Source organism: Faecalibacterium sp. PGM34, from assembly GCF_054456555.1.
In genome coordinates this window covers 2,191,270-2,218,269 of record NZ_CM136898.1, presented here as the reverse complement: position 1 = coordinate 2,218,269, position 27,000 = coordinate 2,191,270, and the positions used below count along the sequence as shown (strand labels likewise).

Sequence of the window (27,000 nt, the reverse complement as noted above, 5' to 3'; positions counted from 1 at the left end):
CGGCTTACCGCTTGATATCGTAGTTCATGTTCATCAGGTTGCGGATGGTGCTCACATCATCGGTGATGTTGGCATCGCCGTGGATGGTGTGCTTGATGGCGCTGCTGGCCACCGCAAAGTTGATCATATCCATGGCCTTGTAGTTGTGCAGCATGGCGTAGATCAGGCCGCTGGCAAAGGCGTCGCCGCCACCCACGCGGTCCAGAATGTTAAAGGTGTACAGCTTGCTCTCGAAGGTGTGACCCTCGTACCACATAAAGGCCTTCAGGCTGTTTTCGCTGCCGCTGTGAGCGTAGCGCACATGGCGGGCGATGCACTTCAGGTTGGGGTAGCGCTCGATAAACCGCTGGAAGATCTCGTCCTGCTGCTCGTAGCTGGGCTGCAGGGGCACGCCGTCCTTCCAGTCGCCCTTGCTGTGGTCGTTTTCGTCCTTCCACAGGTGGTAGGGCTCAATGCCCAGCAGAACATCCACATAGGGCAGGCACTCGGTGCAGAAGTCCCGTGCTTCCTCCCAGGTCCACAGGGTGGAGCGGAAGTTGCCGTCAAAGCTCACGGTCAGGCCCTTCTTCTTGGCAACCTTCAGCATATCAAGGATCAGGCTGCGGCAGTTGGGTGCCAGTGCCGGGGTAATGCCGCTGAGGTGCAGCCAGTCGTAGCCGTCCAGCAGAGCGTCCAGATCTACCTGAGAAAAATCGTACTCGGTAATGGCGCTGTGCTTACGGTCGTAGATGACCTTGGAAGCGCGGATGCCGTAGCCGGTCTCCAGATAATAAGTACCCAGACGGTTAGAAGGGGTCTCGTCCGGCTCGGTCAGGATCATGGGGGTGCAGTGCACATCGTTGGAGCGCAGCCAGCGCACAGCGCTCTTGCCCAGACTGTTGTTGGGTACTACGCTGAAAAAGGTGCTGTCCACGCCAAGGTTTGCCAGTGCCAGCGCAATGTTGGCCTCGCTGCCGCCATAGCTGGCCTCAAAAGCGGATGCCATGCGGATCTTTTCGTAGTTCGGCGGGGTCAGGCGCAGCATGATCTCACCACAGGTGATGAACTTCTGGCCATTGGGTTCGCTGCCAAGGATCGGATTGAAATGTTCCATAACGCTCCTCCTGATAACATTGCGGACACTCGCAACTATTAACACATCGTTGTATCCATTATAGTGCGTTCCCGGACAGAATGCAAGGGTTTGCGCGCGCAAGCAAGAGAAAATAAAACCGAAAATTTGGTAAAGTTGCCGAAAAAGCTGTCCTGCCGCAGAATTACACCCCGGTCAGGTCAAAGCTGGGGGTGTATTCCTCCTTAGCGCTGCTCTTCTGCTGCATATAGCCCTGCACAAGCCCCTTGTCCATAGCGTAGTTCACCACCCGGCGATATTCGTAGGTGGTGATGCGCCGCCCGATGCCGTGCTCTGCGGCCTTGTAGAAGGGGGTATACTGGCTCATGACGCTGGGCAGAAAGCACCCGGGGTCGGCGTCGTTCCACGCAGCCATCTGGTCCAGCACGGCAAAGCTGTCCTCCACATGACCCGGCAGCGCCAGATGCCGCAGGATGACCCCCTTCTGCAGGACGCCGTCTGCATCGAACACCGGATGCCCGACCTGCGCCATCATGGCCTCGATGGCGGGCTTTGCCTCGGCAAAGTAGTCCGGCGCGGCAGAAAGCTCTGCGGAAAGGGCAGAGGACACATATTTTAAATCAGCCAGCCAGATGTCGATGTACCCGCGCCACGCCTCTACGCTTTCCAACGTCTCGTAGCCGCCGGTGTTGCACACGATGGGCAGCCGCAGCCCCTTGGCGCGGGCAAGATCCAGCGCGGCAATGATCCACGGCTGCCACTGCCCCGGGGTGACCAGATTGATGTTGTGCGCACCCTGCGCCTGTAAATTTAAAAAGATCTCAGCCAGATGATCCACGGTGATCTCTTTGCCCAGCCCCTCGGCACTGATGGGGTAGTTCTGGCAGAAGCAGCACTTGAGGGTGCAGCCGGAAAAGAACACCGTGCCGCTGCCCCTTGTGCCGCTGATGCAGGGCTCTTCCCAGTGGTGCAGGGCAGCACGGGCAACCTTTAAGGTAGCGCCCGCCCCGCAGAAGCCGGTGCGCCCGGCGGCACGGTTTGCACCGCAGCGGCGGGGGCAGAGGGTGCAGCGGGCGGGAACGAAAATGGTTTTCGGCATAATATCCAAAGTCCTTTGCGTAAATTTTTCGTATTCAGTATACCACTTTTGGTGCCATTCGTGCTATACTGAAATACATAGAAACGATAATACAAAAAACGCAACATCTTTGCAGGGCAAGGAATGCGTTATGATGGAGGAGACCATGCGCACCGAAACCGATGAGATCCGCGATAATCTGAAGTATCTGACCCTGCTGGCTAGAGATTACCCCTCGCAGGCGGCGGCTGCCAGCGAGATCATCAGCAATCAGGCGCTGCTCAAGCTGCCCAAGGGTACGGAGCATTTCATGAGTGACCTGCACGGTGAGAACGAAGCCTTTGTGCATATCCTGAACTCTGCCTCCGGTGTCATCCGGGAAAAGGTGGATGCCGTGCTGGGTGACACCATGCCGGAAGCAGCCCGTGCCGAGCTTGCCACCCTGATCTACTATCCCACCGAAAAACTGCCCCAGCTCAAGGCGCGCTGCACCACCGAGGATGCACTGGAGCAGTGGTACACCCAGACCCTTCTCCAGCTGATCGACATCTGCCGTCTGGTGTCCTCCAAGCACACCCGCGACCATGTGCGCGGCTGTCTGCCCTCCAGCTGCGGCTATATTCTGGACGAGCTGCTCCATGCCCACTTTGAGGATCACGATAAAGACCTGTACTACGGCCAGATCGTGGGCAGCATCATCGAGAACGGCCGCGCCGACCGCTTTATCGTGCGCCTGTGCGAGCTGATCAAGCATCTGGCGGTGGATAAGCTGCATATCGTGGGCGATTTGTTTGACCGCGGTCCCCGCCCGGACATTATTCTGGATCTGCTGATGCGCCACCACAATGTAGATATCCAGTGGGGCAACCATGACGTGGTGTGGATGGGTGCTGCCGCCGGAAGTCCTATCTGCATCTGCACCGTACTTAAGACCACGCTTGCCTACCACAACCACGGGATGCTGGAGGATTGCTACGGCATCAACCTGCGGCACTTGCAGCGCATGGCGGAGCAGTTCTACGGCGAAGATGATCTTTCTATCTGGATGCCCCACACGGACGCCGCCCGCGGCCCCTATACGGAGGGGATGCTTCACCGCTGCGCTGTGATGCACAAGGCCATCTCCATCCTCATGTTCAAACTGGAATGTCAGGTCATCGACCGCAACCCGGATTTCCAGATGCAGGGGCGGGATTATCTGCGCCGCATCGACTGGGACACCCACACCGTGCAGGTAGGGGAGAAGCGCTATCCTTTGCGGGACACCTCCTTTCCCACGGTAGACCCGGCAGACCCCGCAAAGCTGAACCCGGACGAGGAGCTGGTGCTGCACAAGCTGGTGCAGTCCTTCCGACAGAGCGAAAAATTGCAGCAGCACATTGAATTTTTGTATGCCAAGGGCAGCGTGTACCACATTGAAAACGGCAATCTGCTCTACCACGGCGCTGTGCCCATGAACACGAAGGGCGGCTTTGCGGTGGAGTACTTCGAGGGACGCCGCTACTCCGGCCGTGCCCTGATGGACTACTGCGACGCCCGCGCCCGCCGTGGCTACTACGGGGCGGAGGGCAGCGCCGCCCGCCAGAGCGGACAGGATTTTCTGTGGTATCTGTGGTGCGGCAAGCTTTCGCCGCTGTTCGGCCGCAGCGCCATGACCACCTTCGAGCGGCTGTATATCGCCGACCCCTCCACCCATACGGAGGTCAAGGACCCCTATTATAGCTGGTACAACGATGAAGCCGCCTGCCGCCGCATTCTGGCAGAGTTCGGCCTGCCGGGCACGAGCCATATCGTCAACGGCCATGTGCCGGTGCAGGAGAAAAACGGCGAGAGCCCCATCAAAGGCGGGGGACGGCTGGTGGTCATTGACGGCGGGTTCTGCCGCGCCTACCACGAAAAGACCGGCATTGCCGGGTATACGCTGGTGTATTCCAGCCGCACCATGTCCCTGCGCACCCATCAGCCCTTTGAAAGCGCGGAGAAGGCGGTGCGGGAAAACTTGGACATCCTGTCCCAGAAGAACATTCTGGAGACCGAAAATCATCGCATCCTTGTGGAAGACACGGACGAGGGCGAGGTGCTGCGGGAGCGCGTGCATGATCTTAAGCAGCTGGTAACTGCCTATCAGCTGGGCTGGATCCCGGAGGCGCGGTGCGAGGATCATGTTTGGTGATAGCGCGCAAAGGGTAAAATCCGGGTCAGCTTTGGTCAAAATTGATGAAAAACCCAATAAAATTTTGGGATATCTGCGTGTAATCTGGGCAAAACAGAAAATAATGAAACATGTATAAATCGGGCTTTGCTTTTTTGTGGAAGTAGTGTATAATAGGATAGTTATAAATCCGCCCCTGTGTTGGTGAATCTGTACACCTCGGCGGTACAAGTAACGAAATGGAATGCTTTCAGTAGCCTTAACAGGCCTGTGGCACAGGCCTTTGACAAGGAGATCATAAAAGTGGAGAAATTTGTTATTACCGGCGGTAAGCCCCTGCACGGAGAAGTGACCATTTCCGGCGCAAAAAATGCGGCTGTGGGTATTCTGCCTGCTACTATTCTGGCAGCGGATGTCTGCGTGATCGAAAATCTGCCCGATATCAGCGATGTGTCGGTCAGCCTCAAGATCCTGAGTACCCTTGGTGCACAGGTGAAGATGCTCAACCGCAACACCTACGAGATCGATACACGGCATCTGGTCACCACCAATGTCCCGGACGATCTGTCCCGTCAGATGCGCGCCAGCTACTACTTCCTCGGCGCGCTGCTCTCCCGTTTTGGCAAGGCACAGGTTGCCATGCCCGGCGGCTGCAATCTGGGTCCCCGCCCCATCGACCAGCACCTGAAGGTGTTCAGCGCGCTGGGCGCAGAGGACAGCGTGGACTACGGCATGATCACCGTGCGCTCCAAGCAGGAGCTGACCGGTGCCCATATCTTCTTTGATAAGGTCAGCGTGGGTGCTACCATGAACGGTATGCTCTCTGCGGTCATGGCCAAGGGTCAGACCATTCTGGAAAACTGCGCCAAGGAGCCCCATGTGGTGGATCTGGCAAACTTTTTGAATATGTGCGGCGCAGACGTGCGCGGTGCCGGTACGGATGTCATCAAGGTGCGCGGCGTGGAAAAGATGCACGGCTGCACTTACAGTATCATCCCGGATCAGATCGAAGCCGGCAGCTATATGGTGGCTGCTGCTGCCACCGGCGGCGATGTGCTCATCAAGAACGTCACCCCCAAGCACTTGGAGCCCATCACGGCCAAGCTGCGCCGTGCAGGGGTCACTGTGGAAGAATTCGACGATGCTGTGCGGGTGTCCCGTACCGGCGATATTCTGCCGCTGAAGATCAACACCATGCCGCACCCCGGCTTCCCCACCGATATGCAGCCCCTGATGGGCGTGCTGCTGAGCGTGGCCAAGGGCACCAGCACCATCACCGAGAGCGTGTGGGACAACCGCTTCCGCTATGTGGACGAGCTGCGCAAGATGGGTGCCAGCGTGCAGGTGGACGGTCAGGTGGCCGTGTTTGAGGGCGTGGAAAAGCTCAGCCCCGCCCCGCTGCGCGCCTCCGACCTGCGTGCCGGTGCTGCTATGGTGGTGGCCGCTCTGATGGCCGACGGCACCAGCGAGATCGAGGAGATCGGTCATATCGAGCGCGGCTACGAGAATATCGTGGAAAAGCTGCGCGGTCTGGGTGCAGAGATCAGCAAGGTGGAGCGGGTGCCCGCTGCACTGGAACAGGCCCTGTAACACAAACAAAAAACAAACAGCCTGCCGTAAGTTCTGTGCGGCGGGCTGTTTTCAGGTTTTAACATAAGAGGTTTTCATGGCAGAGTTCATTTCATTGTATTCCGGCTCCTCCGGCAACAGCAGCGTGGTGCGCTGCGGTGCACAGTACCTCATCGTGGATATGGGCAAGGGGGTGCGCACCACTACGGCGGCGCTCAAATCTCTGGGGCTTGCCATCAGCGATTGCGCAGGCATCCTTGTCACCCACGAGCACAGCGACCACGTCAAGGGGCTTTCCACCTTCCTGAAAAAGAACCCGCTGCCGGTGTACGGTGCAGCGGCTACGCTGGATTTTCTGGACGCCAACGATATCGTGCCCGCCAACTGTGAGCTGAACGCGCTGGAGGGCAGGGAAGAGGACATTGGCTGCTTTGGGGTGCAGTCTTTCCCCACCAGCCACGATGTACCCTGCGTGGGCTACCGCATCCACACCCCGGACGATAAGACCATGACCATCGCCACCGACCTTGGTACTCTGACCCCGCCGGTGCATGAAGCACTTTCCGGCTGCGACCTTGTGGCGCTGGAAAGCAACTACGACCTGCACATGCTGCGCAGCGGACCCTACCCCTACTATCTGCGCGCCCGCATCGAGAGCGTGCGGGGACATCTTTCCAACGATGAATGCTCCGCAAAGCTTCTGGAACTTATCCAGAGCGGCTGCAAAAAGTTTGCCCTGTGCCATCTCTCGCAGGAGAATAACACGCCGGCTCTTGCTTTGCAGACCGTGTTCACCACCTTGGGTGCAGCCGGTGTCGTGCCGGAAAAGGACTGCATCGTGCAGGCACAGCGCCGCAATGAGGTAAGCCCTGCATTGGAGTTCTGATTTGTCAAATAATAAAGCCATCTGAAACAGCTGATTCCAAGGGCTTTAAACCCCGGTCATGCTGCGGCAGATGGCTTTTCGTTTGCGCGGTGATTCGCACTTATTTTGCGATTGCTTCTCTCAAAAGATGTACAATTTCGGCAGAAATAAATCGACTTATTCTGCGGCCTTCTGTACCCGGATATCACTGCCTAAAAACTGGATCTGCACAAAGGCTGCAAGGCGGCTGGAGATCTTCTCTGTATACAGCTTTTCCAGCAGCGCACCGTCCGTGATGTTGGTGGTGACGATGGTGGGCAGCTTTGCGCCCAAGCGGTTATTCAGCAGGCTGTACAGATTCGTCAGGAAGAAGCTGGAGTTGAATTCCGTGCCCAGATCGTCCAAGATCAGCAGATCGGCGTTGCAGGCAGTCTGGAACAAGGTCTCCTCCTCGCCGCCGGGGTCTGTGCCGAAATGCAGCGCCTCCAGCTTGCCGAAAAAGTCCGGGCAGGAGACATAGATCACATCGTAGTTCTGCCGCAGCACCTCCCCGGCAATGGCAAGGGCGGCATGGGTCTTGCCCAGCCCTGCGTTGCCTACCAGCAGCAGACTTTCGCGGGTGGCAGGGGAGAAGTCCGCGGCGTAATCCCGCAGGTCGGCCAGAACCTCGGCCATGTAGCTGCGCACGCTCTCGCCCAGCGCCTTGTCCACCGTGTTGGGGTAGTAGTCCAGCTGCATGGTATCAAAGCTGGAGATGGACAGGCTGGACAGCTCCTCGATCTCCTTCCGGCGCAGCTGCTGCATCACCCGGCGCACACAGTCGCAGGTGTGGCCGTCCACCGCGCCGGTGTCCTCGCACCGCTTGCAGGCGAACTTCGGCTCCAGCGCGTCCGCAGGGCGCCCACTTGCGGCCAGCAGGGCGGTCAGCTTCTGCTTTGCCGCCGCAAGGGCAGCGGCGGTCTCGGTGCGGTCCTTGCCGGAAGCTCCGGCAATGGCGCAGTGGATGCCCCGTACCCGCACCTCCTCCTCGGCGTGGCGCAGCCCGGGGATGGCGGCCTCGGCTTCGGCTTGTGCATCCTGCGCCAGGGCGCGGGCGGTCTGCCGCCGCATGGCTACGGTGCGCAATGCCTGCTGATACAATTCGTTTTTGGTACGCATAAAGGCTCCTTACTCCGGTTTTTTGATCAGGGAACGGCGGCGGGTGGCGTTTTTCAGGATATCGTTTCCGCTGGGCGTGTTGCGGTCCACCCGGATATTCCGGCTGGCACCGGCTGCGGCCACAGGGCCGCGCACATCATGGATGTTGCGCAGACCCTTGGCGTTCCATGTTTTCAGGATGCTGTTCCAGTACCACAGATCCCGCTTGGAGCCGGCCTGTACGGCGGCTTCCTGTACCATGGCGTCATCGTAGCCGTACACCTCGTACCAGCGCGCAATGGCCTTGCGCCCGCCCAGCGTCAGCTCCTCGGGGGTGATCTGCAACAGGCTGCTGACGTATTCCTCGCGGCTCTGGCGCAGTGCCAGCAGCTTTAAGTGGGCATCGGCCTGCTCGCCGGTCTCCACGCCCTCAGCGCGCCAGACCTTCAGTTCGTGGGTCACGGCAGCCATGGTGCGCTTGCCCCGGCTGGCCACATAGGCTACGCACAGCATCACAGTCTCAGGCGCAAAGCCTTCCTGCACATACAGGTTCACCAGCTTTTCCATCTCGGTATGGGTCAGCGGACGGGCAAAGCTGGTCTGTGCGCAGTCGATCAGGCTGGAGATCATAGGGTCGGTGCGGCTGGCAGCGGCAATCTCCGCCCAGCGCATGGGGGCGGGGGCGCTGGGCTCTGCGCCCGGCGCGGCGTTCTCCTCGTAGCGCTCCAAAAGCCCCGCGCCCGCCCAGAACGCCAGCGCGCTCTCGGCGCTGATGCGGCTGCGCAGCTTGAGGTCGGCGCAGAGCTTGTCCGGGTCGGTCACGCCGGTAGCCAGCACATACAGCGCCACCCGCACATTGTATTCTTCGGCAATGCCCAGCTTGGAGAACACCAGCTGCGGCACGGCGATGGTATCGCCCTTCAGTTCTTTCAAACGGTAGATCATGGTTTCCTCGTTCGGTTTATTCGTTGGCAGGATCCGGCTCGGCGGGCGGCTCCCAGGGGTCGCAGTCCATCATGTCCGGGCAGTTGTTCCAGCGCTCCGGCGCGGCATCGTAGGCGTCTTTCAGATACTGCGCGGCGGCGGCACGCCCTTCATCGGTCAGCGGAAACACCTCCCGGCGGCGCAGGGCGGGGTCGGTCTTGTCGATCGTCCAAGGTGCAGGCCAGTAGTCCACGGTGAGAATTTTCTCCTCTTTGGTGGCATCCGCGCCGCCGTCCGGGTCCGGCACGGTGCGCTTGCCCGGCGTAAGCCGGTAGCGCAGCCCGGCTTCGTTGCCGCTGTAATCATTCTTGCACAAAAAGTAGTGCAGCAGGGGAACAAAGATCATGGTGCAGCTCGTCCTTTCCGGCAAAAGGCGCGGCCTTTTGCGCAATCAATTCTATTATAAAGCCGCTGGGCTAAAATGCAATAACTTTTTGTGAAACGCCCTGCAAAAGCTGCCCAGCTTACAGGAAATCCGGCCTTGACAGCACCGTAGAAATATGGTAAAATATTGCCTGTTGCAGCAGATGTGCAATGTGCTACTGTGGCTCAGCTGGTAGAGCAGCTCACTCGTAATGAGCAGGTCGCCTGTTCGAATCAGGTCAGTAGCTCCAAAGAGAAACCCCCGAAAGTTGGCTTGTGAAGCCGGTTTTCGGGGGTTTTTGTTTGTGCGGAAGGGGATGGGAAAGTGGGCGATTGTGCCTTGATTACCCCTGTTTATCTGGAAATTGCTTTATTTAGTGGCGCAATAATAGCACAGTGCATTTCTACATCGTGCTAAAAATGGGCAAACAAAAACCACGGTGCGCGTGCATCGTGGTTTAGATGTGAATGCTAATATATACTTGAGCCACTTTCCAGCAAAATGACAGCGAATATTTGAGCCACCTAATGGCATCCCGTATAATAGATGTAGACTACTATGCGGGAGGCGATAGAAAGGTGGTCACATCGGTGGATGTCTACAAATCAATCCGCGCGCTGCAACTTGAAGGAGTAACCAGTCAGCGTGCAGCAGCTAAAATTCTGGGAATTTCCAGAAACACAGTCAAGAAATATTGGATGGGCGACGCAGTTCCATGGGATCGGAAAGCCTACCAGCGAGAAGCCTCTGTCATAACGCCAGAAGTAAAGCAGTTCATTGAGCACTGCCTCGATACAGATGCTGCGGAGGGTGTAAAGAAGTAGCGTCACACAGCACGGCGGATTTACAACCGGCTCGTAGAAGAATTTGGTTACACGGGCAGCGAGTCTGCCATCCGAGCGGCAGTTCATGAAGCCAAGGCAGAGCGCAAGGAAAATGAAGTTTTTATTCCATTGAGGTTTGCTCCTGGTCAGGCACTCCAAATCGACTGGGGAGAAGCTACGGTAAAATTGGCCGGCGAGAAAGTAAAGGTAAATCTGTTTTGTGCGCGTATGAGTTATAGCTGCGCACCCTATGTTATTGCTTACTGGCGGCAAAACTTGGAAAGCTTTCTCGATGCCATTATCCATACGCTTAATTATTTTGGCGGCGTTCCTCGATCCATGATTTTTGACAACGCTCGTGTGGCTGTAAAGAGTGGTTTTGGTGTCCATGCAGCAGCACAGGACGATTATTCCAAACTGGCCGCACACTACGGATTCCAGCCTGTATTTTGTAATCCGGCATCCGGAAATGAAAAGGGTCTTGTAGAGAATCTGGTAGGATATATCCGGCGCAATGTATGTGTGCCGCTGCCTCAAGTGGATTCTTTGGAAGATCTCAATACAAAGCTGTTAGAGCAATGCGCCAAATACATGAACCACAAAATCGACGGACGTTCTCAGAAAGTGGGACAGATGCTGGCCGAAGACCAGGCGCATCTCCACCCGCTTCCCAAATATGTTCTCGATATTTCAAAGAAAGCCTACCCGAAAGGGTCTTTCCCAAATTTTGTGTAAAGTCCAGACAGCTATAAAACAAGAGCAATTTTAATATAAAGCGGCAGACGGCGAAACCGGCTGTCGCCTTAACAACAACATAACGCCGGCAAGGGGGAATGTCAAGGGCGGCGAAGCCGTTCATATACCCTTGACATTCCTCCGCAGCAGGTGTTAATCCGGCATACGCTCAGCGAAATAGATGGACAACTGTGCATGGATTCGGCTCCAGTCCTGCCGCCGACCCGTCCACTTTTTCGTAATATCCATCATCGCCAGATACAGCATTTTCAGCAGACTGTCGTCTGTCGGGAAAACGCTCTTGGATTTTGTGACCTTCCGCAGCTGCCGATTAAAGCCTTCGATCGTGTTCGTGGTATAGATCAGACGGCGGACTTCCTGAGGATATTTGAAGTAGGTGCTGAGGTTAGCCCAGTTTTCCCGCCACGACTTTGCGATCTTGGGATATTTGTTGTCCCAGTTCTGCGCGAAAGTCTCCAAAGCGTCCAGAGCAGCCTGCTCGTCCACTGCTGCATACACGGCTTTCAGATCGGACATGAGAGCCTTCAGGTCTTTGTAAGAAACGTATTTGCTGGAATTCCGCAGCTGGTGAATCATGCAGTTCTGAATCTCCGTTTCCGGGAACACTGCATGGATGGCTGTATCGAAACCAGTCAAATTGTCTGTACATGCGATAAAAATATCCTCTACGCCCCGATTCCTCAGACCATTCAGTACGGTCGCCCAGAACTTTGCGCTCTCATTCTCGCCGACCCACATCCCCAGAACATCTTTGCGGCCATCCAGATCAAGGCCGATGGCAATGTATACTGCTTTCTTTACGATCTGCCCTTCGCTGCGGACATGGTAGTGGATCGCATCCAGAAAAACTACGGCATAGATCGATTCCAGAGGCCGCTGCTGCCATTCTTTCGCCACAGGCAGAATCTTATCCGTGATCCGGCTCACCGTAGTGTCTGACACAGACAGCCCGTAGATATCCTGAATATGCGCCTCGATGTCGCCGGTCGTCATGCCTTTCGCATACATGGACAGGATCTTCTCTTCGATATCCTGACTGATGCTGGTCTGGTTCTTTTTCAGAAGCTGCGGTTCAAACTCACCTTTCCGGTCACGGGGAACAGAAACCTCGACTTCACCGAAACTGGTCCGCAGATTTTTGCTGCTGTGGCCGTTCCGGCTGTTGTCCGTAGCTTTGTTCTTGTAGTCGTATTTGCTGTAGCCAAGATCCTCATCCAGTTCGGCCTCTAAACCATTCTCCATGAATTCGGCAATGGTTTCCTTGAACAAGTCCTGGATGTCATCCATGCTGTCGATATTTGCCATCTGCAGCAGTTCACGGATCTTTGCTCTACGGGCTTTTTCTTCCGGACTTCGATTCTTTCGGGACATATCTTTTTCCTCCATCCTGATGCTTCTATTTTACACCTCTCCGGAGGTTTACACAATTATTGGGATGGTCTCACCCGAAAGTCAATCGCTATTCAACGGTTCTCTTTGATACCAATTACTATTCTGTTCCTTGCAAATACAGGGGAAAAGGCACCACTGTAAAGGCCTATCCCAATAGAGTTGAGATTTGGATCAAGGGCCTTCTGGTGGCCACCCATGACCGCTGCATGGGTCGAAAGCAGGAATCTCTGGATTTACGGCACTATTTGCCAATCTTAGAGAGGAAAGGGCGTGCAATTCGTTACGCTCGTCCGGTTTTGAATGCAGTGCCTGCTGAATTCCTGAATTGGATGGAAAAGCAGCATTTGAACTCCAAGCAGATGGTTGAATTGCTGGAGCAGTGTTTGACAGATGGCTACTTGGCTGTTATGCAACGTGATCTGCCGAACCCGGATACGTCGATTGCAAAAAACGATGTTCCGGTTTTGTCCGTTGATCTGAGCCAGTATGACAAGCTGTACGAGCGGAAAGGGGCGGCCTCATGATTGACGTAAAAGAAGAACAGATTCGACTTCTTGCAAAACAGCTGAAGATCCCCACTTTTGCTGAATACAAAAATGTTCTTAACAATTGCGCGCCGGATATGGATTTTAGTGATTTACTTCTGACGCTTATGGCATCTGAAACAGCGGCCAGACAGGAAAACCAAACCAGAAGAAGATTGAAAGCTGCCGGATTTCCTGTACAAAAATCACTGGACGATTTCGATACCAGCCAGCTGAATCCCTCTGTATCTCCGGTGTTCCTTAATGAACTTGCATCCTGCCAGTTCATTGAACAGAAGAAAAACATTGTTATGATTGGAAACCCGGGACGCGGAAAGACGCATATTGCAATTGCTCTTGGAATTAAAGCCTGCCTGCAAGGCTACCATGTTCTATTTAAAAATGCATCTACTCTCTCGACTGAACTTACTGAGGCACGAGATACATACCAGCTTGGCAAATTGGAACGGCAGCTGGCAAAAGCTGATCTTCTGATTTTAGACGAGCTCAGTTATTTGAGTTTTAACCGTTACGAATCCGATTTGCTATTCAAGGTCATTTCTGACCGCAGTGAGCAGTCCAGCACTATTGTGACAACCAATCTTCCTTTTGCAAGATGGACCGAATTATTCGAGAACACAACAATGGTTTCGGCTCTGGTGGATCGATTGACATACAAATCTGCCGTGCTGGATATGAATGGTCCGTCTTACAGACTGCTTAGTTCTCAGAGTAAAGTTGACACTGACAAGGAGAATGAAAATGACTAACATGCAGCCCAATTTTACAGTTGAGGAAGAAAACAAAGCCCTGATTAGCTTCCTTCGTGCTGATTACGATGACGCTCTTGAGCAGATTCGAGTCCTAAAAAGCGATGTAAACGAACTGATTGATATTTTGCGCAAGCATTCCATTGAGGTTCCGGTTCACATTCAGGAACGGATTCAACTGGACACTCCACTTGAATAAAGACATATCCACCAGGGCTATTTACTGGCCCTGGTATTAACAGACGAGCAGTGGCTCAAATATTCGATGTCACAAATGCTACAAATGGCTCAAGTATTCGTTAGCAAAAGTGGCTCAAATATTGGCTGTCACGTGGCTCAAATATTCATTGACATTCACAGTTTAGAAAATCAGATTCAGTCCAGCAGTTCCAATTCGGAGGCTGAACAGGTGTACAGTGGCCACCGCCCCGGATAGCCGCTGGTGTCACCCGGCTTGCGTTCCGCATCGACCTCTACTGTGAAAGGACCATTGAGGACATCAACAATAATGCCAGTAACGCCACTGGATTTGATTTTCACATGGTCAAACAGTTTCATTATCCTCTTTGGCTATTGGCTTCTCCTCATTCGGAAATTATTTCAAACAGTTGCGGTGGATAGGCGTATTCTTCATGTGTTTCATCTACGATGCCGTACCAATACGTCCCCTTTTTTGTGGGCTTTAATACGCGGGCATCGTAAATCTTCCCATTGCGTAATGCAATAGGAGCGTCTTTTCCGATAAATCTTACTTTAATCATATCGCCTGTGCACATAGTAGTTCGGTTTTTGATAAGGTGATATCACATTTTGGCTTGTTGCAAACTCATTTCGTTTGCACCGCCGGGAAGGTTGGGCTCGAAAAGCTGCACAGGGTCATTTTCCCAACCACAGACATCACAGATGTCATATTCTGCAACATGGGTCTTGCCGCATACTGGGCAAGGAATCGTTTCCGTCATGATAATGTCTCTCCGTTTTTATTATAAAAAAGATACTCCCACACTGCTCCCGAAGGCAGTGCGGTGTACCCTTGCGGATGCACAGGAAGTATCTTATGCAATGAGTATAGCGCCAGACGCTGTAAAATACAATGGAAAATTCGGAATGATCTTATTTTGTATGCGGTGGCATGACCGCCTTGATGTGGGGTTGCTTCTGCGGTATACTGGGGCAGAAGGAAGGCGATGAAAATGGATTTTTCTGAAATTGCAGCGATCGTGGCTATTATTGGAGCCGTTGTATCTCCGGTAGCAACGACATATCTGAACAACAAACACGCAGAAAAAATGAGACAACTGGAATACGAACATCAGGACAAGATAGAAAAACAGCAGCACGATCGTGAGATCTATGAAGGGTACATTCGTGCGGCGGGTGCTTGTGTTCAGGCTGCCAACACAGACGCTCTTCAAGAATTTGGAAAACATTCTGCGCTGGCAATGTACTATGTCGCAGAAGATGTTCGGCAAGATATGATGAGACTGGAAAAGATCAATCGGTACTCAGATGAACGGACACAGCGTGTTGAACTTTTGAATCAGATCATCGGTAAACTGCGGGAGTTGCGGACAGCAGATCTCGGATCAAAACAATGACAGTGTATATCCACGCCCTCCGCGAGGAGGGCGACCAGCTGATCCAGATCTGTGCTATACTCTGGTGGGAATTTCTATCCACGCCCTCCGCGAGGAGGGCGACAGCACAGACCACGGCCACTGCTGCTGTGCAGAAGATTTCTATCCACGCCCTCCGCGAGGAGGGCGACGTCTCGTCCAGCTCCTGCGCCTCGTCAAAGATCAATTTCTATCCACGCCCTCCGCGAGGAGGGCGACCGGATGTCCGCCTGATCGAAGCCGATCATCTCCAGATTTCTATCCACGCCCTCCGCGAGGAGGGCGACTGATGGAGCCGCTGATCTGGAACGCCACCAGTAACATTTCTATCCACGCCCTCCGCGAGGAGGGCGACTCTTTCTGCTCCGGTTCTTCCGGTGCAGCGCCCATAATTTCTATCCACGCCCTCCGCGAGGAGGGCGACCAACACCGGAAGCATCAAAACCCGGCAGGAAGAAATTTCTATCCACGCCCTCCGCGAGGAGGGCGACCCGGGCGCAGGCAGAAGCCCAGATTGCACGGTGCAATTTCTATCCACGCCCTCCGCGAGGAGGGCGACATTTTCGCCGCATGATGATGCTCCGTGAACACGACATTTCTATCCACGCCCTCCGCGAGGAGGGCGACTACGTCGACGCCCGCGACATCCAGCCCGATGAGGATTTCTATCCACGCCCTCCGCGAGGAGGGCGACAGAATGCAGTCTCTTGTAAGCGAAAGCCAAAAAATATTTCTATCCACGCCCTCCGCGAGGAGGGCGACACCGGCGTCTGTGACCAGCTTTAAGTGATCCTTATTTCTATCCACGCCCTCCGCGAGGAGGGCGACCGGCAGGGGCTTTTTGCATCAACGATGCAGAACGCATTTCTATCCACGCCCTCCGCGAGGAGGGCGACTTGGCGTCCATCCAGTAGCCCCCCTCGTTGGTATTTCTATCCACGCCCTCCGCGAGGAGGGCGACCCCGGAGTATTGCGAGCAGGTTACATCGGAACACATTTCTATCCACGCCCTCCGCGAGGAGGGCGACATTACCAGCAGCCCGGCTCTACCATTGACTTCATATTTCTATCCACGCCCTCCGCGAGGAGGGCGACCATGAAGAATGCAAGTCTTGACGGATATTCGCCATATTTCTATCCACGCCCTCCGCGAGGAGGGCGACGAAAAGGAGTAATCATCATGACAGAATTGAAAACATTTCTATCCACGCCCTCCGCGAGGAGGGCGACGGGCGCGGCGTCCGTCAGCTCCTGCAGCACCTTAATTTCTATCCACGCCCTCCGCGAGGAGGGCGACTTTGCCCGGTCATAAGCCCATCAGCTTGGTGAGAATTTCTATCCACGCCCTCCGCGAGGAGGGCGACCCCGGCGGATCACGAGGATATCCCGGCGGGGTGGTATTTCTATCCACGCCCTCCGCGAGGAGGGCGACTATAACCGGGCCAAGGCGCTGCCTATCCGCGATTATTTCTATCCACGCCCTCCGCGAGGAGGGCGACTATAACCGGGCCAAGGCGCTGCCTATCCGCGATTATTTCTATCCACGCCCTCCGCGAGGAGGGCGACTCAGTACCAGTGCGATGGGCGCGGGGATAAAGTTATTTCTATCCACGCCCTCCGCGAGGAGGGCGACCGCCCAAGGGCAGGGCCACATTTACGCTCACGGAATTTCTATCCACGCCCTCCGCGAGGAGGGCGACCCTTTGCGGCCTTGCTGTACTCTCCTGACAGCGAAATTTCTATCCACGCCCTCCGCGAGGAGGGCGACCCCAATCAATGAAATCATCACACCCGTAACAAACGATTTCTATCCACGCCCTCCGCGAGGAGGGCGACCACAATGGTACCAACTGGCAGACGCAATCGGAACACATTTCTATCCACGCCCTCCGCGAGGAGGGCGACGACAACACGCATAGAACTAGAAGCAAGAGGATACCCATTTCTATCCACGCCCTCCGCGAGGAGGGCGACGTGTTGCGGCGTTGTCTACGTTTTGATCTCGGAATTTCTATCCACGCCCTCCGCGAGGAGGGCGACCCTGTCATGTCGTACGCACATAACACCGATCACATTTCTATCCACGCCCTCCGCGAGGAGGGCGACGATACACAGAGGGCTTAACAACATGGCCAAGTCCATTTCTATCCACGCCCTCCGCGAGGAGGGCGACGATACACAGAGGGCTTAACAACATGGCCAAGTCCATTTCTATCCACGCCCTCCGCGAGGAGGGCGACGGCGAGAGTAGCCAAGTTACAACATAAGGGGGTCATTTCTATCCACGCCCTCCGCGAGGAGGGCGACCGGGACGGCCACGCCGGAGCTCATCTGTCAAGAGTATTTCTATCCACGCCCTCCGCGAGGAGGGCGACACGATGCAGACGCAAAAACGACAATGCCGGAGGTATTTCTATCCACGCCCTCCGCGAGGAGGGCGACTGACGGGTCAAGGGTCTAAGACCCTTGCGGGGTATTTCTATCCACGCCCTCCGCGAGGAGGGCGACCGGCAATATTAATACTGCAATCACCAAAATTAACGATTTCTATCCACGCCCTCCGCGAGGAGGGCGACGGTACGCAATTTTTCACCCCCTTTTGACAATCCAATTTCTATCCACGCCCTCCGCGAGGAGGGCGACCGGTCAAGCCCTTATAGACCGCAGTCCGAGTGGAATTTCTATCCACGCCCTCCGCGAGGAGGGCGACTTTGATTACAATTGGTGCAATATAGTGGTTTGGTATTTCTATCCACGCCCTCCGCGAGGAGGGCGACACATTTTTAATGTTGACGGTCTAATACATTCATTTATTTCTATCCACGCCCTCCGCGAGGAGGGCGACAGCAAAAACAGCGAGAAAACCCTCTGCTTTTGTCTCATTATACACCTCTCTGCACAAATTGCAAAGAGGTGCCTGTAAAACAAACCGCAAAATCACACCGTTACTTGTGCAAACGGCTGGTATTCCGGTGCGAAGCGTCCCGGAAAACCATGTGTGCTGCCGGTTCGCACTGGCGGGGCATCAAAAGATCAGCACACTATCCTGTGCAAACTCCGGGTGCAGCCCAACATGCTCGACCTTAGTCTGGTAATTGTTGCCCAACTGGTAGAACCGTAGACTGTCCAAGGCAGGGTCGATCAGGGCGGTCAGCTCTGCCTTGAGCACCGCGTACTGCGATGCGTTCAGCAGGCACTCGAACACGGAATTCTGCACCCGCTGCCCATGATCCACGCACTTCTTGGCAACCTTGCGCAGCCGCTTGCGTCCGGCGGAGGTCTCGGTGTTTACATCGTAGGTGATCAGTACCAGCATGATTGCACCTCATTTCCAAAAAAACGGAGGGTAGACCTCTAGATCGCCCCGCAGGGTGCGTACCAGCAGCAACGCCTGCACATAGGGCACAAGCCCCCAGCAGAGCTTTTCCTTTAAAAACGGGTGGGTGATGACTTCGCGTTTTTTCTGCTGCCATGCATTCAGGAACGCGCGGCGTCCTTCCTCGGTCAGCAGAACGGCACCATTTTCCTGCTTTTCAAAGTGCTTTGCGCTCAGCACTTTCTGGTTGATACAGGACAGTACGAAACGGTCAGCCAAAACGGCGCGCAGTTCCTCCATCAGATCCAGCGCAAGGCTGCGCCGCCCGGGGCGGGCACGGTGCAGAAAGCCCACATAGGGGTCCAGCCCGGTACCCTCCAGCGCGGCGGCACAATCGCTGGCCAGCAGGGAATAGGCAAAGGACAGCAGCGCGTTCACGTTGTCCAGCGGCGGTCTGCGGCTGCGGCTGGTGAACACAAAGGCATCGTTCTGCTGTAAGATCAGCGCGTTGAACCGGTCGAAATACCGCTGTGCGGCTTCGCCCTCCAGCCCGCGCAGCTGCTCCAGATCTTCGCAGCTTTCCACCAGCGGCAGGGCAGCCGCCAGCTGGGCGCTAGTCTGTTTCAATTCGTCCACGGGCACCCGCTGCGGGTGGTCCCGGGTGGCACGCTCCAGCACCCAGCGGGCATTGTACACCTTGCCCAGAATAAAGCTGCGGGCATAGCTGCAGCTGAGCGTCTCGCTGGCGGCAACGGCATACTGGGTCTGCCGCAGCAATACGTTGCCGCGCTCCTCGCCCACAGTGCGCGCTAAAAAGTGTCCGCGCGGGCTATAAAAACTCAGGTCGATGCCCATACGCCCGCATTTGCCCATCAGCGCAGGGCTGGCACCGGGGTAACTGAAGCAGAGGATGCTCTCCAGCGTGTGCAGCGGCACCCGCCCGACCTCGGTCTTTGCACGGCTGACCACAACGTTTTCGCCGTCCAGCGTGAGGTAAGCATCCTCGCTGAGGACGAACAGGGTGTTCAGGAATTGTCGCATGGTGTCACCTCCGTGGCCGCAGCCTCGTCCAGATAACGCCGCAGATAGTCTTTGGCGTCAGCCTTCTGGCAGAGCACCGGCAGGCAGAGCTCTTTCAGGGAGCAGGCGTTGCAGTGCTTGCCGGGCTTTACCTTTGGGGTGTAGCCGCGGGCAAAATACTGGTTCATCTCGTCTGCCATCTGCCGTGTAGTGCTGCGCAGTTCGTCGGTAAAAGGTACGGCTTCCCGCCGTTTGGTCTCGCAGTAATACAGCGCCCCTTCCGGGATATGGCACACCAGCATTTCTTCCAGCGCCATGGCCTGTGCGCATAATTGCAGCCGGTCAGCATCGGTTTCTTTTGCGTGGCCGTGTTTGTACTCCACCGGGTAGGGCTGCCAGCGCCCGGGGGTGCTTTGCAGCGGAATACCATCTGCGCAAGCCCGGAACTCCACCACGTCACAGTTGCCCGCCATCCGCAGCCGGTGGCTGACCACCCGCATGCCCCGGGTGATCAGCAAATCGCCCCGGCGCTCGGTGCGAGTGTCATCGTGGCAGCGGGCATGATCCAGATGCCCTTCGGTGGTGCGCAGATTTTCAGCCCATTGCTGCTCCAGATAGGCCAGTGCCCACTGACGGCGGCAGAAGGCAAAGTGCTGGATACCGGACATTTGCAGGTAGTCGTCCGGCGAGTCCATCAGTGGAACCTCTCGCAGTGCACACCCTCCGGCAGGGTGTCGGCCACCTTAACGGTGTAGTCCTGATAGCTGCGGGGTGCGACCACCTCGGCCTTGTGCGCCACGGTAACGGCGTCAAACAGCTTGTAGGCGGGCGCATTGCCCAGCTCGGAATCGTGCTTAAACACGATCAGCTCCCGCACGGCCATCTTGCCGCGTGCAGCACTATGGTCGTTCTCGAACATATTCAGGATAGCCTGCCACAGCAGCTGCAAGTCCTCCTCCGAGAAGCCGGTGGTCTTGCGGGCAAGATTGGCAGAAACGTAACCCTCGGCACGGTACAGGCCGTAGGGCACGATGTGCTTATTGCCCATTTCGCTGTTCTTCTTTTCAGCGTCTGCCTCGGTGGTGATGGCTACGCGGGTAATGGTCACCTCCTGTGGCACGATAGGGTCAACAGAGCGGGCAAAGCTCAGCTGCACCGGCCCGCGCACCTGGCCGCAGTTCAGCGCACCCTTGACAAAGGTAGTCATCACGGCACCGAAGGTGCGGATATCGTAGAAATGCTCGCACATATAATCCCGCAGTTTGCGGTCGATCTCCGGGTCGCTTTTCTTGGCCTTTTTCAGGTCGTCTTTGGGGGTCAGACCGTTGTGCTCCAGCGCCTCGGCATCGCTGCGGTTCAGGGGCACGCCCTCCTTGACATAGATGCGGTAATTGTCGGCATCGGGGGCGTCCTCTTTCAGCATCTCCACATAGTTGCGGATCTTGCGCTTCAGGCAGACATCGGTCACCAGCCCGTAGCCGGTCTCGGGGTCGATGCGGGGCATATTGCCGGCATCGGGGTCACCGTTGGGGTTGCCGTTCTCTACATCGAACAGAATGACAAAATCGTAGCGGTTTTTGATAGGTGCAGACATTTTTTATTCCTCCTCGTTCTTTTTGGTAAAGCGTTTCTGGGTCTGATGGTAGTAACCGATGGCAAATTTGCCCTGATCCGGCAGGCTGAGCCGAGCGGGGAAACCGCTTTCCGGCAGCTGCGCCATCAGTTCGGTGATCTGACTATCGTAGTAGGTGGCAAGGCCGTCGTTCAGCTTGTGCAGATGCTTCTGGCTCAGCCGCAGCAGGGTGGGGAAGGCCATGCCCGGCGTGGCACAGGCGGCATTGAAATACCGGTCCTTGATGGTGGTGTTGATGCCGGGGTTGGCAGATTTTTGCACAGCCTCCAGCACAGAGAACAGCCGCCCCAGAAGATAGGGGACATTGGTGGTTTCGTTCAGGCTCACAGTATAGACCTCCTTGTTCAGCTCGGTAGGGTAATTACGCAGGTAATATGCTTTGATCACAGCAGCCCGGCCGCGGGTCACGGCCTGCTCGGCACGGATGCGCAGGGTCACACCGTTCAATAGGGTAGCGGGGTAACGCCCGCCGGTCAGCACGGCGCGCAGCAGGTCGCCTGCCAGCTGCGGGGACGGCTTTGCGGGCTGTCCGGGCACGGTGCGGGTGGTCTCGTTTACCACAGCCCAGATGGGCAGGGTGCGGAACTTTTCTTTTTCCGAGCAGTCGATTGCCATTTCCTCGGCGTGCTTTTGCAGGTTTTGCGCAAAGCTGCCGAAGGTGTCCCGCAAAAAGAACCGCACCGACAGGCGGGAAGCGTTGGGTGCCAGTCCCAATAGATAAAAGTGCTGGTCGGGCGAAAGCTCTTTTTCCAGAAAAGGCACTGTCTGCCCGGCAGACAGACGTTTGAGCGCAGCCTGTACATCACTTTCCTGAATGCCTGCGGCTTCATCTGCGCCAAACAGGAACATACTCATGGCATCCTGATAGACCGGCTCTGCGTTTTCTGCCCAGCACAAAATGGTGGTATCGCCAACGTGCTTGCAGTGGTCGCGGTCAGCAAGCAGGCGGTTCAGCGCAGTGGTATAGGCAAAGGCTGCATACTCACTCATGGGGGCGTTCTCGCCCTGCTCGTGGCCGTAGGAGCAAAAGGCGGGCGCGTTGAAGGACACCAGTGCCGCGCCGGAACTCTGCGCACCCTGTACTCCCATGATGGACGGGTGCACCAGTGCAGCAGGCGCTTGCTTACCGGTGATCAGGCACTGTACCGTGTCTGCACCTGCAGAGCGGTCGTTGTAGTGCGCCTGCCATGCGTTCTGAATGGCAGGGTCGTCGTTGACGAAACTGTGGCTGTGGTCGGCGGCCTCGTAGCCGAAGATCAGGTTGGCGTTGCCTGTGATCTCCTTCCACTGCTCAGCCAATAGGGGATGCGTGGCAGCCTGCGCCGGATCCCAGCGGTCAAAATAAGCAAGGATCGCCCGGGCTGCGGGGCTATCGACATCGTCCAACAGCCTGTGGTGCAGCGCCGCACAGGCATCGAAGCACTGCTTTGCACGCTCCGGCTTGCCTTTTTCGTCTGCGCCCAACAGATAGGAGGAATTATCGCACAGCAGGTTTGCCGAAACACCGGCCGTGCGCTTGACGTGTGCCGGTACGCGCATTGCACGCGGGGCAAGGACTGTCTTTTTGCCCACGGTCTTTTCGGTGAGAAGGGGAACGACCCTAACCAGCTGCCCGGCATCGTTCAAACGCAGCTCGTAGCTCACCTTAAAGCTGTCGTCCCAGCCGGGGGCAGAAAGCTTGCCCTGCCGGACAAGCTGCTCGTAATAGGCGGTAAGTGCCTGTAAGATCATGTAAACACCTCCACATCCCGGCAGTCCAGCACGCCGTTTTCCAGCTTTGCCCGGAAAAACTGGGAGTGGATATTTTCCGGGTCGGAGTAGTCCAGATCATACAGCATAAAGCCCAGATCCTGCGTGAGCGGCAGTGCGGGGATCTCCTCGGCGCTGCCGTGCCATTCCCGGAAGTTTGCCGGAAACTCCCGGCAGCCGAAGCAGGGCTGGTGATAGCACTGCCCCTTCTTCAGCCGCCGCCGCAGGATATCCTGAAATTTGCCCGGGTTATCGCCGGGTGCGGCTTTTTCGGTCATGGTAAAATGGCATTCGATAACGTAGTGCACATCCTGCAGCACCAGCGCTGCCCGCTGCTGGATATTCTCTGCCGTGCACAGCATGGGCACCTCGCCGCCCTTGGCTGCACTGAGCGCCGCGGAGGACAGCAGGGTAGCCTTGACCTCATTGCGCCGGATGCTGGCAAACTGCACCGGCTTGAGCAGATAGATGCGGTCGATATGGTACTTCATGCCCGGGTGCCAGTAGATTGCCTCCACCAGCCCGCGCGCCGCCGAGGGCGTTATGATGTCGTAGGATACACGCTCGGTTTTCATCTCGGGTCTTGAAAAGCAGGCGTAGTCGCCCCAGACCTCGATCAACATGGACATGAACACCACCTCCTTTCAAATTTAGTCTGTATTTATAATACTGCTTCTAAAGTGTTATAAAAAGGACTTTTGCATATTTTCTTTGCCATTTTTCTGCTTTTTTGTCAGAAAAACAAGCCTTTTCCGGTCTCCACATCCATGGAAAGCCCGGTCTTGGCATCGTACAGGGTGCTGTCGGTCAGGATAGTGCTGCCGTTGGGCAGTGGAACCAGCGCCCCAGCGTCCCTCAATGCCTGAAACTGCTGGGCATAACAGGCTACGCTGTAAGCGCCCAGCTTACGGTAAAGTGCGCGGCTCACAGTTCCGCTGCGCAGCTGGTCGCAAAGGGCTTTGCCTTCGCCAACAGGCAGGTAAACGGTGCGGGTGGGGGCTTCGATCAGATGGAACTGCTCTGCCACCTGTGCAAACGGGAAAATGCAGCCCGAGATCCCCTTGCGCAGGGCATCCAGAATGCCGCTGGTGTCCAGTGCGGCCTCGCCCCGCGCAAAATACAGCTCCTTAAAATAAGCCCTGACCGCCTCCGGGCTGTCCAGCGCTGCGGTGCAGTCTGCTGCGTACTGCATGGCGTGTACGTTCTGGCGCAGCATCTGCGGGACGCCGCAGCCCTCCAGCTTAAAACGGTATACTAAGCTCTCTTCTGCGCTGCGGTGTCCCTCCCGGTTGCAGCGCCCGGCGGTCTGTAAAAGGGAATCCAGCCCGCACTGCTCCCGGTATGCGGCGGGGAAATCCACGTCCACACCGGCTTCGATCAGCGAGGTGGACACCACCCGGCAAGGCAGCCCCTCCCGCAGCCGCTGCCGGATCTCTGCCAGCTGACGGCGGCGGTCTGCGGCGCATAGCAGGGTGGTCAGGCAGTAGCTGCCCTCGGTGGGCAAGGCGGCGTACACTTCCTGCGCCGTTTTGCGCCGGTTCACCACGCACAGCACCTGCGGCAGTGCGCAAAGCTGCGCAGTCAGCGCCTCCTGCGTCAGCTCTCCGGCGTCGCAAAGGGTGGTGCGGCGCAGGGTAGTGTACAGCGCGGCAGTGTCCGACACGATCTCCTGCAAGGGCAGCTCCGGCGCAAACTGCCGGAAATAGGGCTCTAATGCGGGCTGGGTGGCGGTGCATAACACGGCGGTGGTGTGGTAATGCCGTACCAGCTGCGCAATAGCACTGACGCAGGGCAGCAGATAACTGGTGGGCAGGGTCTGCGCTTCGTCAAAGATGATCACGCTGTCCGCGATGTTGTGCAGCTTGCGGCAGCGGCTGCTGCGGTTGGCGTACAGCGATTCAAAAAACTGCACGGCGGTGGTCACCACAACAGGTGCATCCCAGTTTTCGCTGGCCAGCAGCTGGCGGTACTGTGCCGGGGCCAACTTTTCCTGTTCAAGGCTTTTGTAGTCCGCGCAGGAGTAATCCGCCAGTACATTTTCTGCGCCCAGAAGGTCTGCAAAAACAGCGGCAGTCTGGTCGATGATGGACATATACGGAATAACGTAGATCACTCGTTTCATGCCCTGCGCGGCGGCCTGTTCCAGCGCAAAGGCAAGGGAGGCAAAGGTCTTGCCGCCGCCGGTGGGCACGGTAAGAGTATACAGACCCGGTGCGCCGTGGGCACCTTTTTCCATGCAGGCCCGCAGCACAGCATTGCGCTGGCAGCTTACCGGCGCGGTGCTTTGCACCGCAAGATAGCCAGCCGCCTTGGCGCGCACCTTTTCCAGCAGAGAAGATAGCGCGGTGCTGTTACCCCGGGGCGCGGCCTGCCCGTTCATAAAAGTTTCGGTGTCGATAAAATCCGCGTCCACAAGACAGGAGTAGAGCATCCGGGTGAAGAATGCAAAATCCAGCGGGTCGCGGTTTGCCCAGTCCGGCGGGGCGCTCTGGGGCAAGGTGACCTCCCGCCAGCCATCGTAAGGCTCCACCGGCTTTTTCAGTCGCCCAAAGAGGGTAGCGTCAGCGGCATCGGCTGTCCTTCGGTTGCCGCCATCCGGCAGACCGGTGTGGTGCCCGGCTACGGCAAAGGCGGCCTGAATGTGGGGTGTACAGCCCTTCATCGCTTCCTGTGCACCGGCGGTCGAGTGGTCGGTTGCAGCACCGCCCGCCAGCCGCTGCTGGAAAGCTGCACTGTACTTGCCGATATCATGCAGCCATGCGGTGTATGCAGCCTCCTGCGCAGCGCCAAAGGGTGCGGCAAAAGCTCCGGCAAGGCGTGCTGTGCCGGAAAGATGCTCGTAGACGGTCTGGGTGCGGGTTCCGTCCTCGGAAATATGTGCAAGCGCTTTGTCCATGTTGAACCCTCCGTTTCTGGGTCAACGATACAACGGCAGGGAATGTCTGTCAAGAATTGGCAGAAAGTTTGGCGGTTTACACAGCTCGGGCGAGGGATTATCCGGCAGAACACCCATAAAAAAAGCCGCCGCACCCTGCCCGGAAACTCCGGCTGCAGAATGCGGCGGTATATTGCTATAAAACGATTACTTGGAGAGCTTCTGCCCGATCCAGATGCAGATGCAGGCACCAACTACCGAGATGGCAAAGGAAGAAAAGCTGCCGGAAGCATGGATGCCCAGCAGGCCGAACAAAAACTCGCCCACAAAGCTGCCCAGCACGCCCATCAGGATGTTGCGGCCAAGGGAGGTTTCTGTGCCCATGAAGCGCCCGGCCAGATATCCGGCCAGTGCACCCACCAGTACGCCCACAAAAAGGGAAGCCAGCACGCCTACCAGCGTCAGCAGGCCGGTCAGACAGCCCACCAGCACACACAGCAGGGCGACGATAAGCAAAACGGTTAAAGTGATCATAGGTTATACCTCCTAAAGTTACAGTTCTGCCTGCTGCCCGGCGGCTTCACGGGCGGCGCGGCAGATGTCCTTCAAACAGCATTTTTCGCATTCCGGCTTGCGGGCGTTGCACACCGCGCGGCCGTGCATCACAAAGCGGTGGCAAAGGTCGCTGCCTTCTTCCGGCGGGATGATCTTCCACAAGGCCATCTCCACCTTCTGCGGCTCCTTGATGCCGTCCACAAGGCCGATCTTATTGCACAGCCGGATGCAGTGGGTGTCGGTGACGATGGCGGGCTTGCCGAACACATCCCCCATGATCAGGTTTGCACTCTTGCGCCCCACGCCGGGCAGGGCAAGCAATTCGTCAAAAGTGTCGGGCACCCGGCAGTCGTACTTGTCCCGCAGCATCCGCATACAGGCCGAGATATCCCGCGCCTTGGAGTGCCCCAGCCCGCAGGGCTTGACGATGGCTTCAATGTCCTCCGGTTCGGCGGCAGCCAGCGCGGCTACGCTTGGGTATTTGGCAAACAACTCCTCCACCACAATGTTCACCCGGGCATCCGTGCACTGGGCGGCCAGCCGCACACTGACCAGCAGCTGCCACGCGTGGTCGTAGTCCAGCGTGCACCCTGCATCCGGGTATTCGGCCTTGAGACGCCGGATGACCTCCAGCGCCAGCTCCTTTTTTGCGGCAAGGTCCTCCGGTTCTTTTTTTCTTACCGGCATGGGACAAACCTCCTTTGAAAGGGAATACCTGAATCATACCATGTTTGACAGGATTTGTAAAT

General features: G+C 56.6%; 26 protein-coding genes, 1 tRNA gene, 1 pseudogene and 1 CRISPR repeat array. Of the genes and pseudogenes, 10 read left to right on the top strand and 18 right to left on the bottom strand.

Translation table 11 applies throughout. The features are described from left to right. Nucleotides 1-4: 4 nt before the first annotated feature. Both ACXPUX_RS10610 and ACXPUX_RS10605 read right to left on the bottom strand, forming a co-directional pair. Nucleotides 5-1,093: a sugar kinase gene (locus ACXPUX_RS10610; protein ID WP_097780422.1), complete on the bottom strand. Its 1,089-nt coding sequence runs from the start codon at nucleotides 1,091-1,093 to the stop codon at nucleotides 5-7. A gap of 163 nt (nucleotides 1,094-1,256) precedes the next feature. Further along, nucleotides 1,257-2,171: a radical SAM protein gene (locus ACXPUX_RS10605; protein ID WP_458828271.1), complete on the bottom strand. Its 915-nt coding sequence runs from the start codon at nucleotides 2,169-2,171 to the stop codon at nucleotides 1,257-1,259. Between the two features lie 133 nt (nucleotides 2,172-2,304). Here ACXPUX_RS10605 and ACXPUX_RS10600 point away from each other — a divergent pair, with 133 nt between their 5' ends. From ACXPUX_RS10600 to ACXPUX_RS10590, 3 genes are all read left to right on the top strand, one after another. Beyond that, nucleotides 2,305-4,323: a fructose-bisphosphatase class III gene (locus ACXPUX_RS10600; RefSeq protein ID WP_458831227.1), complete on the top strand. Its 2,019-nt coding sequence runs from the start codon at nucleotides 2,305-2,307 to the stop codon at nucleotides 4,321-4,323. A gap of 282 nt (nucleotides 4,324-4,605) precedes the next feature. Beyond that, the gene (locus tag ACXPUX_RS10595) at nucleotides 4,606-5,892 is read left to right on the top strand and encodes a UDP-N-acetylglucosamine 1-carboxyvinyltransferase (protein WP_458828270.1); all 1,287 of its coding nucleotides are present in this window, start codon (nucleotides 4,606-4,608) and stop codon (nucleotides 5,890-5,892) included. Nucleotides 5,893-5,968: 76 nt separating this feature from the next. Beyond that, a complete protein-coding gene (locus tag ACXPUX_RS10590; protein ID WP_249240126.1) occupies nucleotides 5,969-6,757 on the top strand; it encodes an MBL fold metallo-hydrolase in 789 nt (262 codons plus the stop codon). 156 nt (nucleotides 6,758-6,913) lie between these two features. On the opposite strand, the gene ACXPUX_RS10585 is transcribed toward ACXPUX_RS10590, so the two are convergent. From ACXPUX_RS10585 to ACXPUX_RS10575, 3 genes are read right to left on the bottom strand one after another with little or no spacing between them, the layout of a single operon-like run. Further along, nucleotides 6,914-7,894: an ATP-binding protein gene (locus tag ACXPUX_RS10585; RefSeq protein ID WP_458828269.1), complete on the bottom strand. Its 981-nt coding sequence runs from the start codon at nucleotides 7,892-7,894 to the stop codon at nucleotides 6,914-6,916. 9 nt (nucleotides 7,895-7,903) lie between these two features. Beyond that, entirely contained in the window at nucleotides 7,904-8,818 is a 915-nt protein-coding gene (locus ACXPUX_RS10580) for a DnaD domain-containing protein (RefSeq protein ID WP_458828268.1), read from the bottom strand. Nucleotides 8,819-8,834: 16 nt separating this feature from the next. Next, on the bottom strand, nucleotides 8,835-9,203 hold the full coding sequence (locus ACXPUX_RS10575) for a hypothetical protein (protein WP_249240123.1): 369 nt from the start codon (nucleotides 9,201-9,203) through the stop codon (nucleotides 8,835-8,837). 192 nt (nucleotides 9,204-9,395) lie between these two features. Between ACXPUX_RS10575 and ACXPUX_RS10570 the strand changes: the two genes are divergently transcribed. From ACXPUX_RS10570 to istA, 3 genes and pseudogenes are all read left to right on the top strand, one after another. Continuing rightward, nucleotides 9,396-9,471: transfer RNA gene (locus ACXPUX_RS10570), tRNA-Thr, on the top strand. 340 nt (nucleotides 9,472-9,811) lie between these two features. Next, a complete protein-coding gene (locus ACXPUX_RS10565; RefSeq protein ID WP_458827910.1) occupies nucleotides 9,812-10,045 on the top strand; it encodes an NUMOD1 domain-containing DNA-binding protein in 234 nt (77 codons plus the stop codon). 12 nt (nucleotides 10,046-10,057) lie between these two features. Further along, nucleotides 10,058-10,780 (top strand): annotated as a pseudogene (istA, locus tag ACXPUX_RS10560) (IS21 family transposase); the annotation flags it as partial. Between the two features lie 153 nt (nucleotides 10,781-10,933). Here istA and ACXPUX_RS10555 read toward each other — a convergent pair. Next, nucleotides 10,934-12,172 (bottom strand): IS256 family transposase, encoded by a 1,239-nt coding sequence (locus tag ACXPUX_RS10555; RefSeq protein WP_458828267.1) that lies wholly within the window; start codon nucleotides 12,170-12,172, stop codon nucleotides 10,934-10,936. 59 nt (nucleotides 12,173-12,231) lie between these two features. On the opposite strand from ACXPUX_RS10555, the gene ACXPUX_RS10550 reads away from it, so the two are divergent. Genes ACXPUX_RS10550 through ACXPUX_RS10540 form a run of 3 tightly spaced genes read left to right on the top strand, consistent with a single transcriptional unit; the run spans nucleotide 12,232 to nucleotide 13,686 of the window. Continuing rightward, nucleotides 12,232-12,717 carry a Mu transposase domain-containing protein gene (locus tag ACXPUX_RS10550; protein ID WP_458828266.1) on the top strand — a complete coding sequence of 162 codons (486 nt, stop codon included), beginning with the start codon at nucleotides 12,232-12,234 and terminating at the stop codon, nucleotides 12,715-12,717. Then, complete coding sequence (gene istB / locus ACXPUX_RS10545; protein WP_458827911.1) at nucleotides 12,714-13,487, top strand: IS21-like element helper ATPase IstB; 774 nt, start codon at nucleotides 12,714-12,716, stop codon at nucleotides 13,485-13,487. The genes ACXPUX_RS10550 and istB overlap by 4 nt, the downstream gene beginning before the upstream one ends. After that, a complete protein-coding gene (locus tag ACXPUX_RS10540; RefSeq protein ID WP_458827912.1) occupies nucleotides 13,480-13,686 on the top strand; it encodes a hypothetical protein in 207 nt (68 codons plus the stop codon). Before istB ends, ACXPUX_RS10540 begins: the two co-directional genes overlap by 8 nt. Before the next feature lie 176 nt (nucleotides 13,687-13,862). Here ACXPUX_RS10540 and ACXPUX_RS10535 read toward each other — a convergent pair whose 3' ends face one another. The 3 genes from ACXPUX_RS10535 to ACXPUX_RS10525 are packed head-to-tail and all read right to left on the bottom strand — an operon-like array spanning nucleotide 13,863 to nucleotide 14,449. Further along, nucleotides 13,863-14,045 carry a hypothetical protein gene (locus ACXPUX_RS10535; protein WP_458828265.1) on the bottom strand — a complete coding sequence of 61 codons (183 nt, stop codon included), beginning with the start codon at nucleotides 14,043-14,045 and terminating at the stop codon, nucleotides 13,863-13,865. A gap of 26 nt (nucleotides 14,046-14,071) precedes the next feature. Then, nucleotides 14,072-14,248, bottom strand: a complete 177-nt coding sequence (locus ACXPUX_RS10530) for a hypothetical protein (protein WP_458828264.1) — start codon at nucleotides 14,246-14,248, stop codon at nucleotides 14,072-14,074. Nucleotides 14,249-14,290: 42 nt separating this feature from the next. Beyond that, complete coding sequence (locus ACXPUX_RS10525; RefSeq protein ID WP_458828263.1) at nucleotides 14,291-14,449, bottom strand: CPCC family cysteine-rich protein; 159 nt, start codon at nucleotides 14,447-14,449, stop codon at nucleotides 14,291-14,293. 231 nt (nucleotides 14,450-14,680) lie between these two features. Here ACXPUX_RS10525 and ACXPUX_RS10520 point away from each other — a divergent pair, with 231 nt between their 5' ends. Beyond that, on the top strand, nucleotides 14,681-15,085 hold the full coding sequence (locus ACXPUX_RS10520) for a hypothetical protein (protein WP_458828262.1): 405 nt from the start codon (nucleotides 14,681-14,683) through the stop codon (nucleotides 15,083-15,085). A gap of 2 nt (nucleotides 15,086-15,087) precedes the next feature. Beyond that, a CRISPR array of direct repeats spans nucleotides 15,088-17,948; the repeat unit is 33 nt; unit sequence ATTTCTATCCACGCCCTCCGCGAGGAGGGCGAC. 180 nt (nucleotides 17,949-18,128) lie between these two features. Here ACXPUX_RS10520 and cas2 read toward each other — a convergent pair. The 9 genes from cas2 to ACXPUX_RS10475 form a co-directional block, all read right to left on the bottom strand. Next, nucleotides 18,129-18,419 (bottom strand): CRISPR-associated endonuclease Cas2, encoded by a 291-nt coding sequence (cas2, locus tag ACXPUX_RS10515; RefSeq protein WP_055184225.1) that lies wholly within the window; start codon nucleotides 18,417-18,419, stop codon nucleotides 18,129-18,131. 9 nt (nucleotides 18,420-18,428) lie between these two features. Then, nucleotides 18,429-19,460 (bottom strand): type I-C CRISPR-associated endonuclease Cas1c, encoded by a 1,032-nt coding sequence (gene cas1c, locus ACXPUX_RS10510; RefSeq protein WP_458828260.1) that lies wholly within the window; start codon nucleotides 19,458-19,460, stop codon nucleotides 18,429-18,431. Then, nucleotides 19,445-20,134, bottom strand: coding sequence for a CRISPR-associated protein Cas4 (cas4, locus tag ACXPUX_RS10505; RefSeq protein WP_458828259.1), 690 nt, complete (start codon nucleotides 20,132-20,134; stop codon nucleotides 19,445-19,447). Before cas4 ends, cas1c begins: the two co-directional genes overlap by 16 nt. Beyond that, the gene (gene cas7c, locus ACXPUX_RS10500; RefSeq protein ID WP_458828258.1) at nucleotides 20,134-21,033 is read right to left on the bottom strand and encodes a type I-C CRISPR-associated protein Cas7/Csd2; all 900 of its coding nucleotides are present in this window, start codon (nucleotides 21,031-21,033) and stop codon (nucleotides 20,134-20,136) included. Before cas7c ends, cas4 begins: the two co-directional genes overlap by 1 nt. A gap of 3 nt (nucleotides 21,034-21,036) precedes the next feature. Beyond that, on the bottom strand, nucleotides 21,037-22,803 hold the full coding sequence (gene cas8c / locus ACXPUX_RS10495; protein WP_458828257.1) for a type I-C CRISPR-associated protein Cas8c/Csd1: 1,767 nt from the start codon (nucleotides 22,801-22,803) through the stop codon (nucleotides 21,037-21,039). Continuing rightward, a complete protein-coding gene (gene cas5c, locus ACXPUX_RS10490; protein ID WP_458828256.1) occupies nucleotides 22,800-23,450 on the bottom strand; it encodes a type I-C CRISPR-associated protein Cas5c in 651 nt (216 codons plus the stop codon). Before cas5c ends, cas8c begins: the two co-directional genes overlap by 4 nt. 104 nt (nucleotides 23,451-23,554) lie before the next feature. Next, nucleotides 23,555-25,717, bottom strand: coding sequence for a CRISPR-associated helicase Cas3' (gene cas3, locus ACXPUX_RS10485; protein ID WP_458828255.1), 2,163 nt, complete (start codon nucleotides 25,715-25,717; stop codon nucleotides 23,555-23,557). Between the two features lie 186 nt (nucleotides 25,718-25,903). Then, nucleotides 25,904-26,230 carry a GlsB/YeaQ/YmgE family stress response membrane protein gene (locus tag ACXPUX_RS10480; protein WP_458828254.1) on the bottom strand — a complete coding sequence of 109 codons (327 nt, stop codon included), beginning with the start codon at nucleotides 26,228-26,230 and terminating at the stop codon, nucleotides 25,904-25,906. Between the two features lie 18 nt (nucleotides 26,231-26,248). Further along, nucleotides 26,249-26,938, bottom strand: coding sequence for an endonuclease III domain-containing protein (locus tag ACXPUX_RS10475; RefSeq protein ID WP_458828253.1), 690 nt, complete (start codon nucleotides 26,936-26,938; stop codon nucleotides 26,249-26,251). Nucleotides 26,939-27,000: the final 62 nt, after the last annotated feature.

Bases quoted from the DNA above. Each gene is read 5' to 3' on its own strand.
- ACXPUX_RS10610 (WP_097780422.1), bottom strand. From the start codon at position 1,093: ATGGAACATTTCAATCCGATCCTTGGCAGCGAACCCAATGGCCAGAAG.
- ACXPUX_RS10605 (WP_458828271.1), bottom strand. From the start codon at position 2,171: ATGCCGAAAACCATTTTCGTTCCCGCCCGCTGCACCCTCTGCCCCCGC.
- ACXPUX_RS10600 (WP_458831227.1), top strand. From the start codon at position 2,305: ATGGAGGAGACCATGCGCACCGAAACCGATGAGATCCGCGATAATCTG.
- ACXPUX_RS10590 (WP_249240126.1), top strand. From the start codon at position 5,969: ATGGCAGAGTTCATTTCATTGTATTCCGGCTCCTCCGGCAACAGCAGC.
- ACXPUX_RS10585 (WP_458828269.1), bottom strand. From the start codon at position 7,894: ATGCGTACCAAAAACGAATTGTATCAGCAGGCATTGCGCACCGTAGCC.
- ACXPUX_RS10580 (WP_458828268.1), bottom strand. From the start codon at position 8,818: ATGATCTACCGTTTGAAAGAACTGAAGGGCGATACCATCGCCGTGCCG.
- ACXPUX_RS10575 (WP_249240123.1), bottom strand. From the start codon at position 9,203: ATGATCTTTGTTCCCCTGCTGCACTACTTTTTGTGCAAGAATGATTAC.
- ACXPUX_RS10555 (WP_458828267.1), bottom strand. From the start codon at position 12,172: ATGTCCCGAAAGAATCGAAGTCCGGAAGAAAAAGCCCGTAGAGCAAAG.
- istB (WP_458827911.1), top strand. From the start codon at position 12,714: ATGATTGACGTAAAAGAAGAACAGATTCGACTTCTTGCAAAACAGCTG.
- ACXPUX_RS10540 (WP_458827912.1), top strand. From the start codon at position 13,480: ATGACTAACATGCAGCCCAATTTTACAGTTGAGGAAGAAAACAAAGCC.
- ACXPUX_RS10535 (WP_458828265.1), bottom strand. From the start codon at position 14,045: ATGAAACTGTTTGACCATGTGAAAATCAAATCCAGTGGCGTTACTGGC.
- ACXPUX_RS10530 (WP_458828264.1), bottom strand. From the start codon at position 14,248: ATGATTAAAGTAAGATTTATCGGAAAAGACGCTCCTATTGCATTACGC.
- ACXPUX_RS10525 (WP_458828263.1), bottom strand. From the start codon at position 14,449: ATGACGGAAACGATTCCTTGCCCAGTATGCGGCAAGACCCATGTTGCA.
- ACXPUX_RS10520 (WP_458828262.1), top strand. From the start codon at position 14,681: ATGGATTTTTCTGAAATTGCAGCGATCGTGGCTATTATTGGAGCCGTT.
- cas2 (WP_055184225.1), bottom strand. From the start codon at position 18,419: ATGCTGGTACTGATCACCTACGATGTAAACACCGAGACCTCCGCCGGA.
- cas1c (WP_458828260.1), bottom strand. From the start codon at position 19,460: ATGCGACAATTCCTGAACACCCTGTTCGTCCTCAGCGAGGATGCTTAC.
- cas4 (WP_458828259.1), bottom strand. From the start codon at position 20,134: ATGGACTCGCCGGACGACTACCTGCAAATGTCCGGTATCCAGCACTTT.
- cas7c (WP_458828258.1), bottom strand. From the start codon at position 21,033: ATGTCTGCACCTATCAAAAACCGCTACGATTTTGTCATTCTGTTCGAT.
- cas8c (WP_458828257.1), bottom strand. From the start codon at position 22,803: ATGATCTTACAGGCACTTACCGCCTATTACGAGCAGCTTGTCCGGCAG.
- cas5c (WP_458828256.1), bottom strand. From the start codon at position 23,450: ATGTCCATGTTGATCGAGGTCTGGGGCGACTACGCCTGCTTTTCAAGA.
- cas3 (WP_458828255.1), bottom strand. From the start codon at position 25,717: ATGGACAAAGCGCTTGCACATATTTCCGAGGACGGAACCCGCACCCAG.
- ACXPUX_RS10480 (WP_458828254.1), bottom strand. From the start codon at position 26,230: ATGATCACTTTAACCGTTTTGCTTATCGTCGCCCTGCTGTGTGTGCTG.
- ACXPUX_RS10475 (WP_458828253.1), bottom strand. From the start codon at position 26,938: ATGCCGGTAAGAAAAAAAGAACCGGAGGACCTTGCCGCAAAAAAGGAG.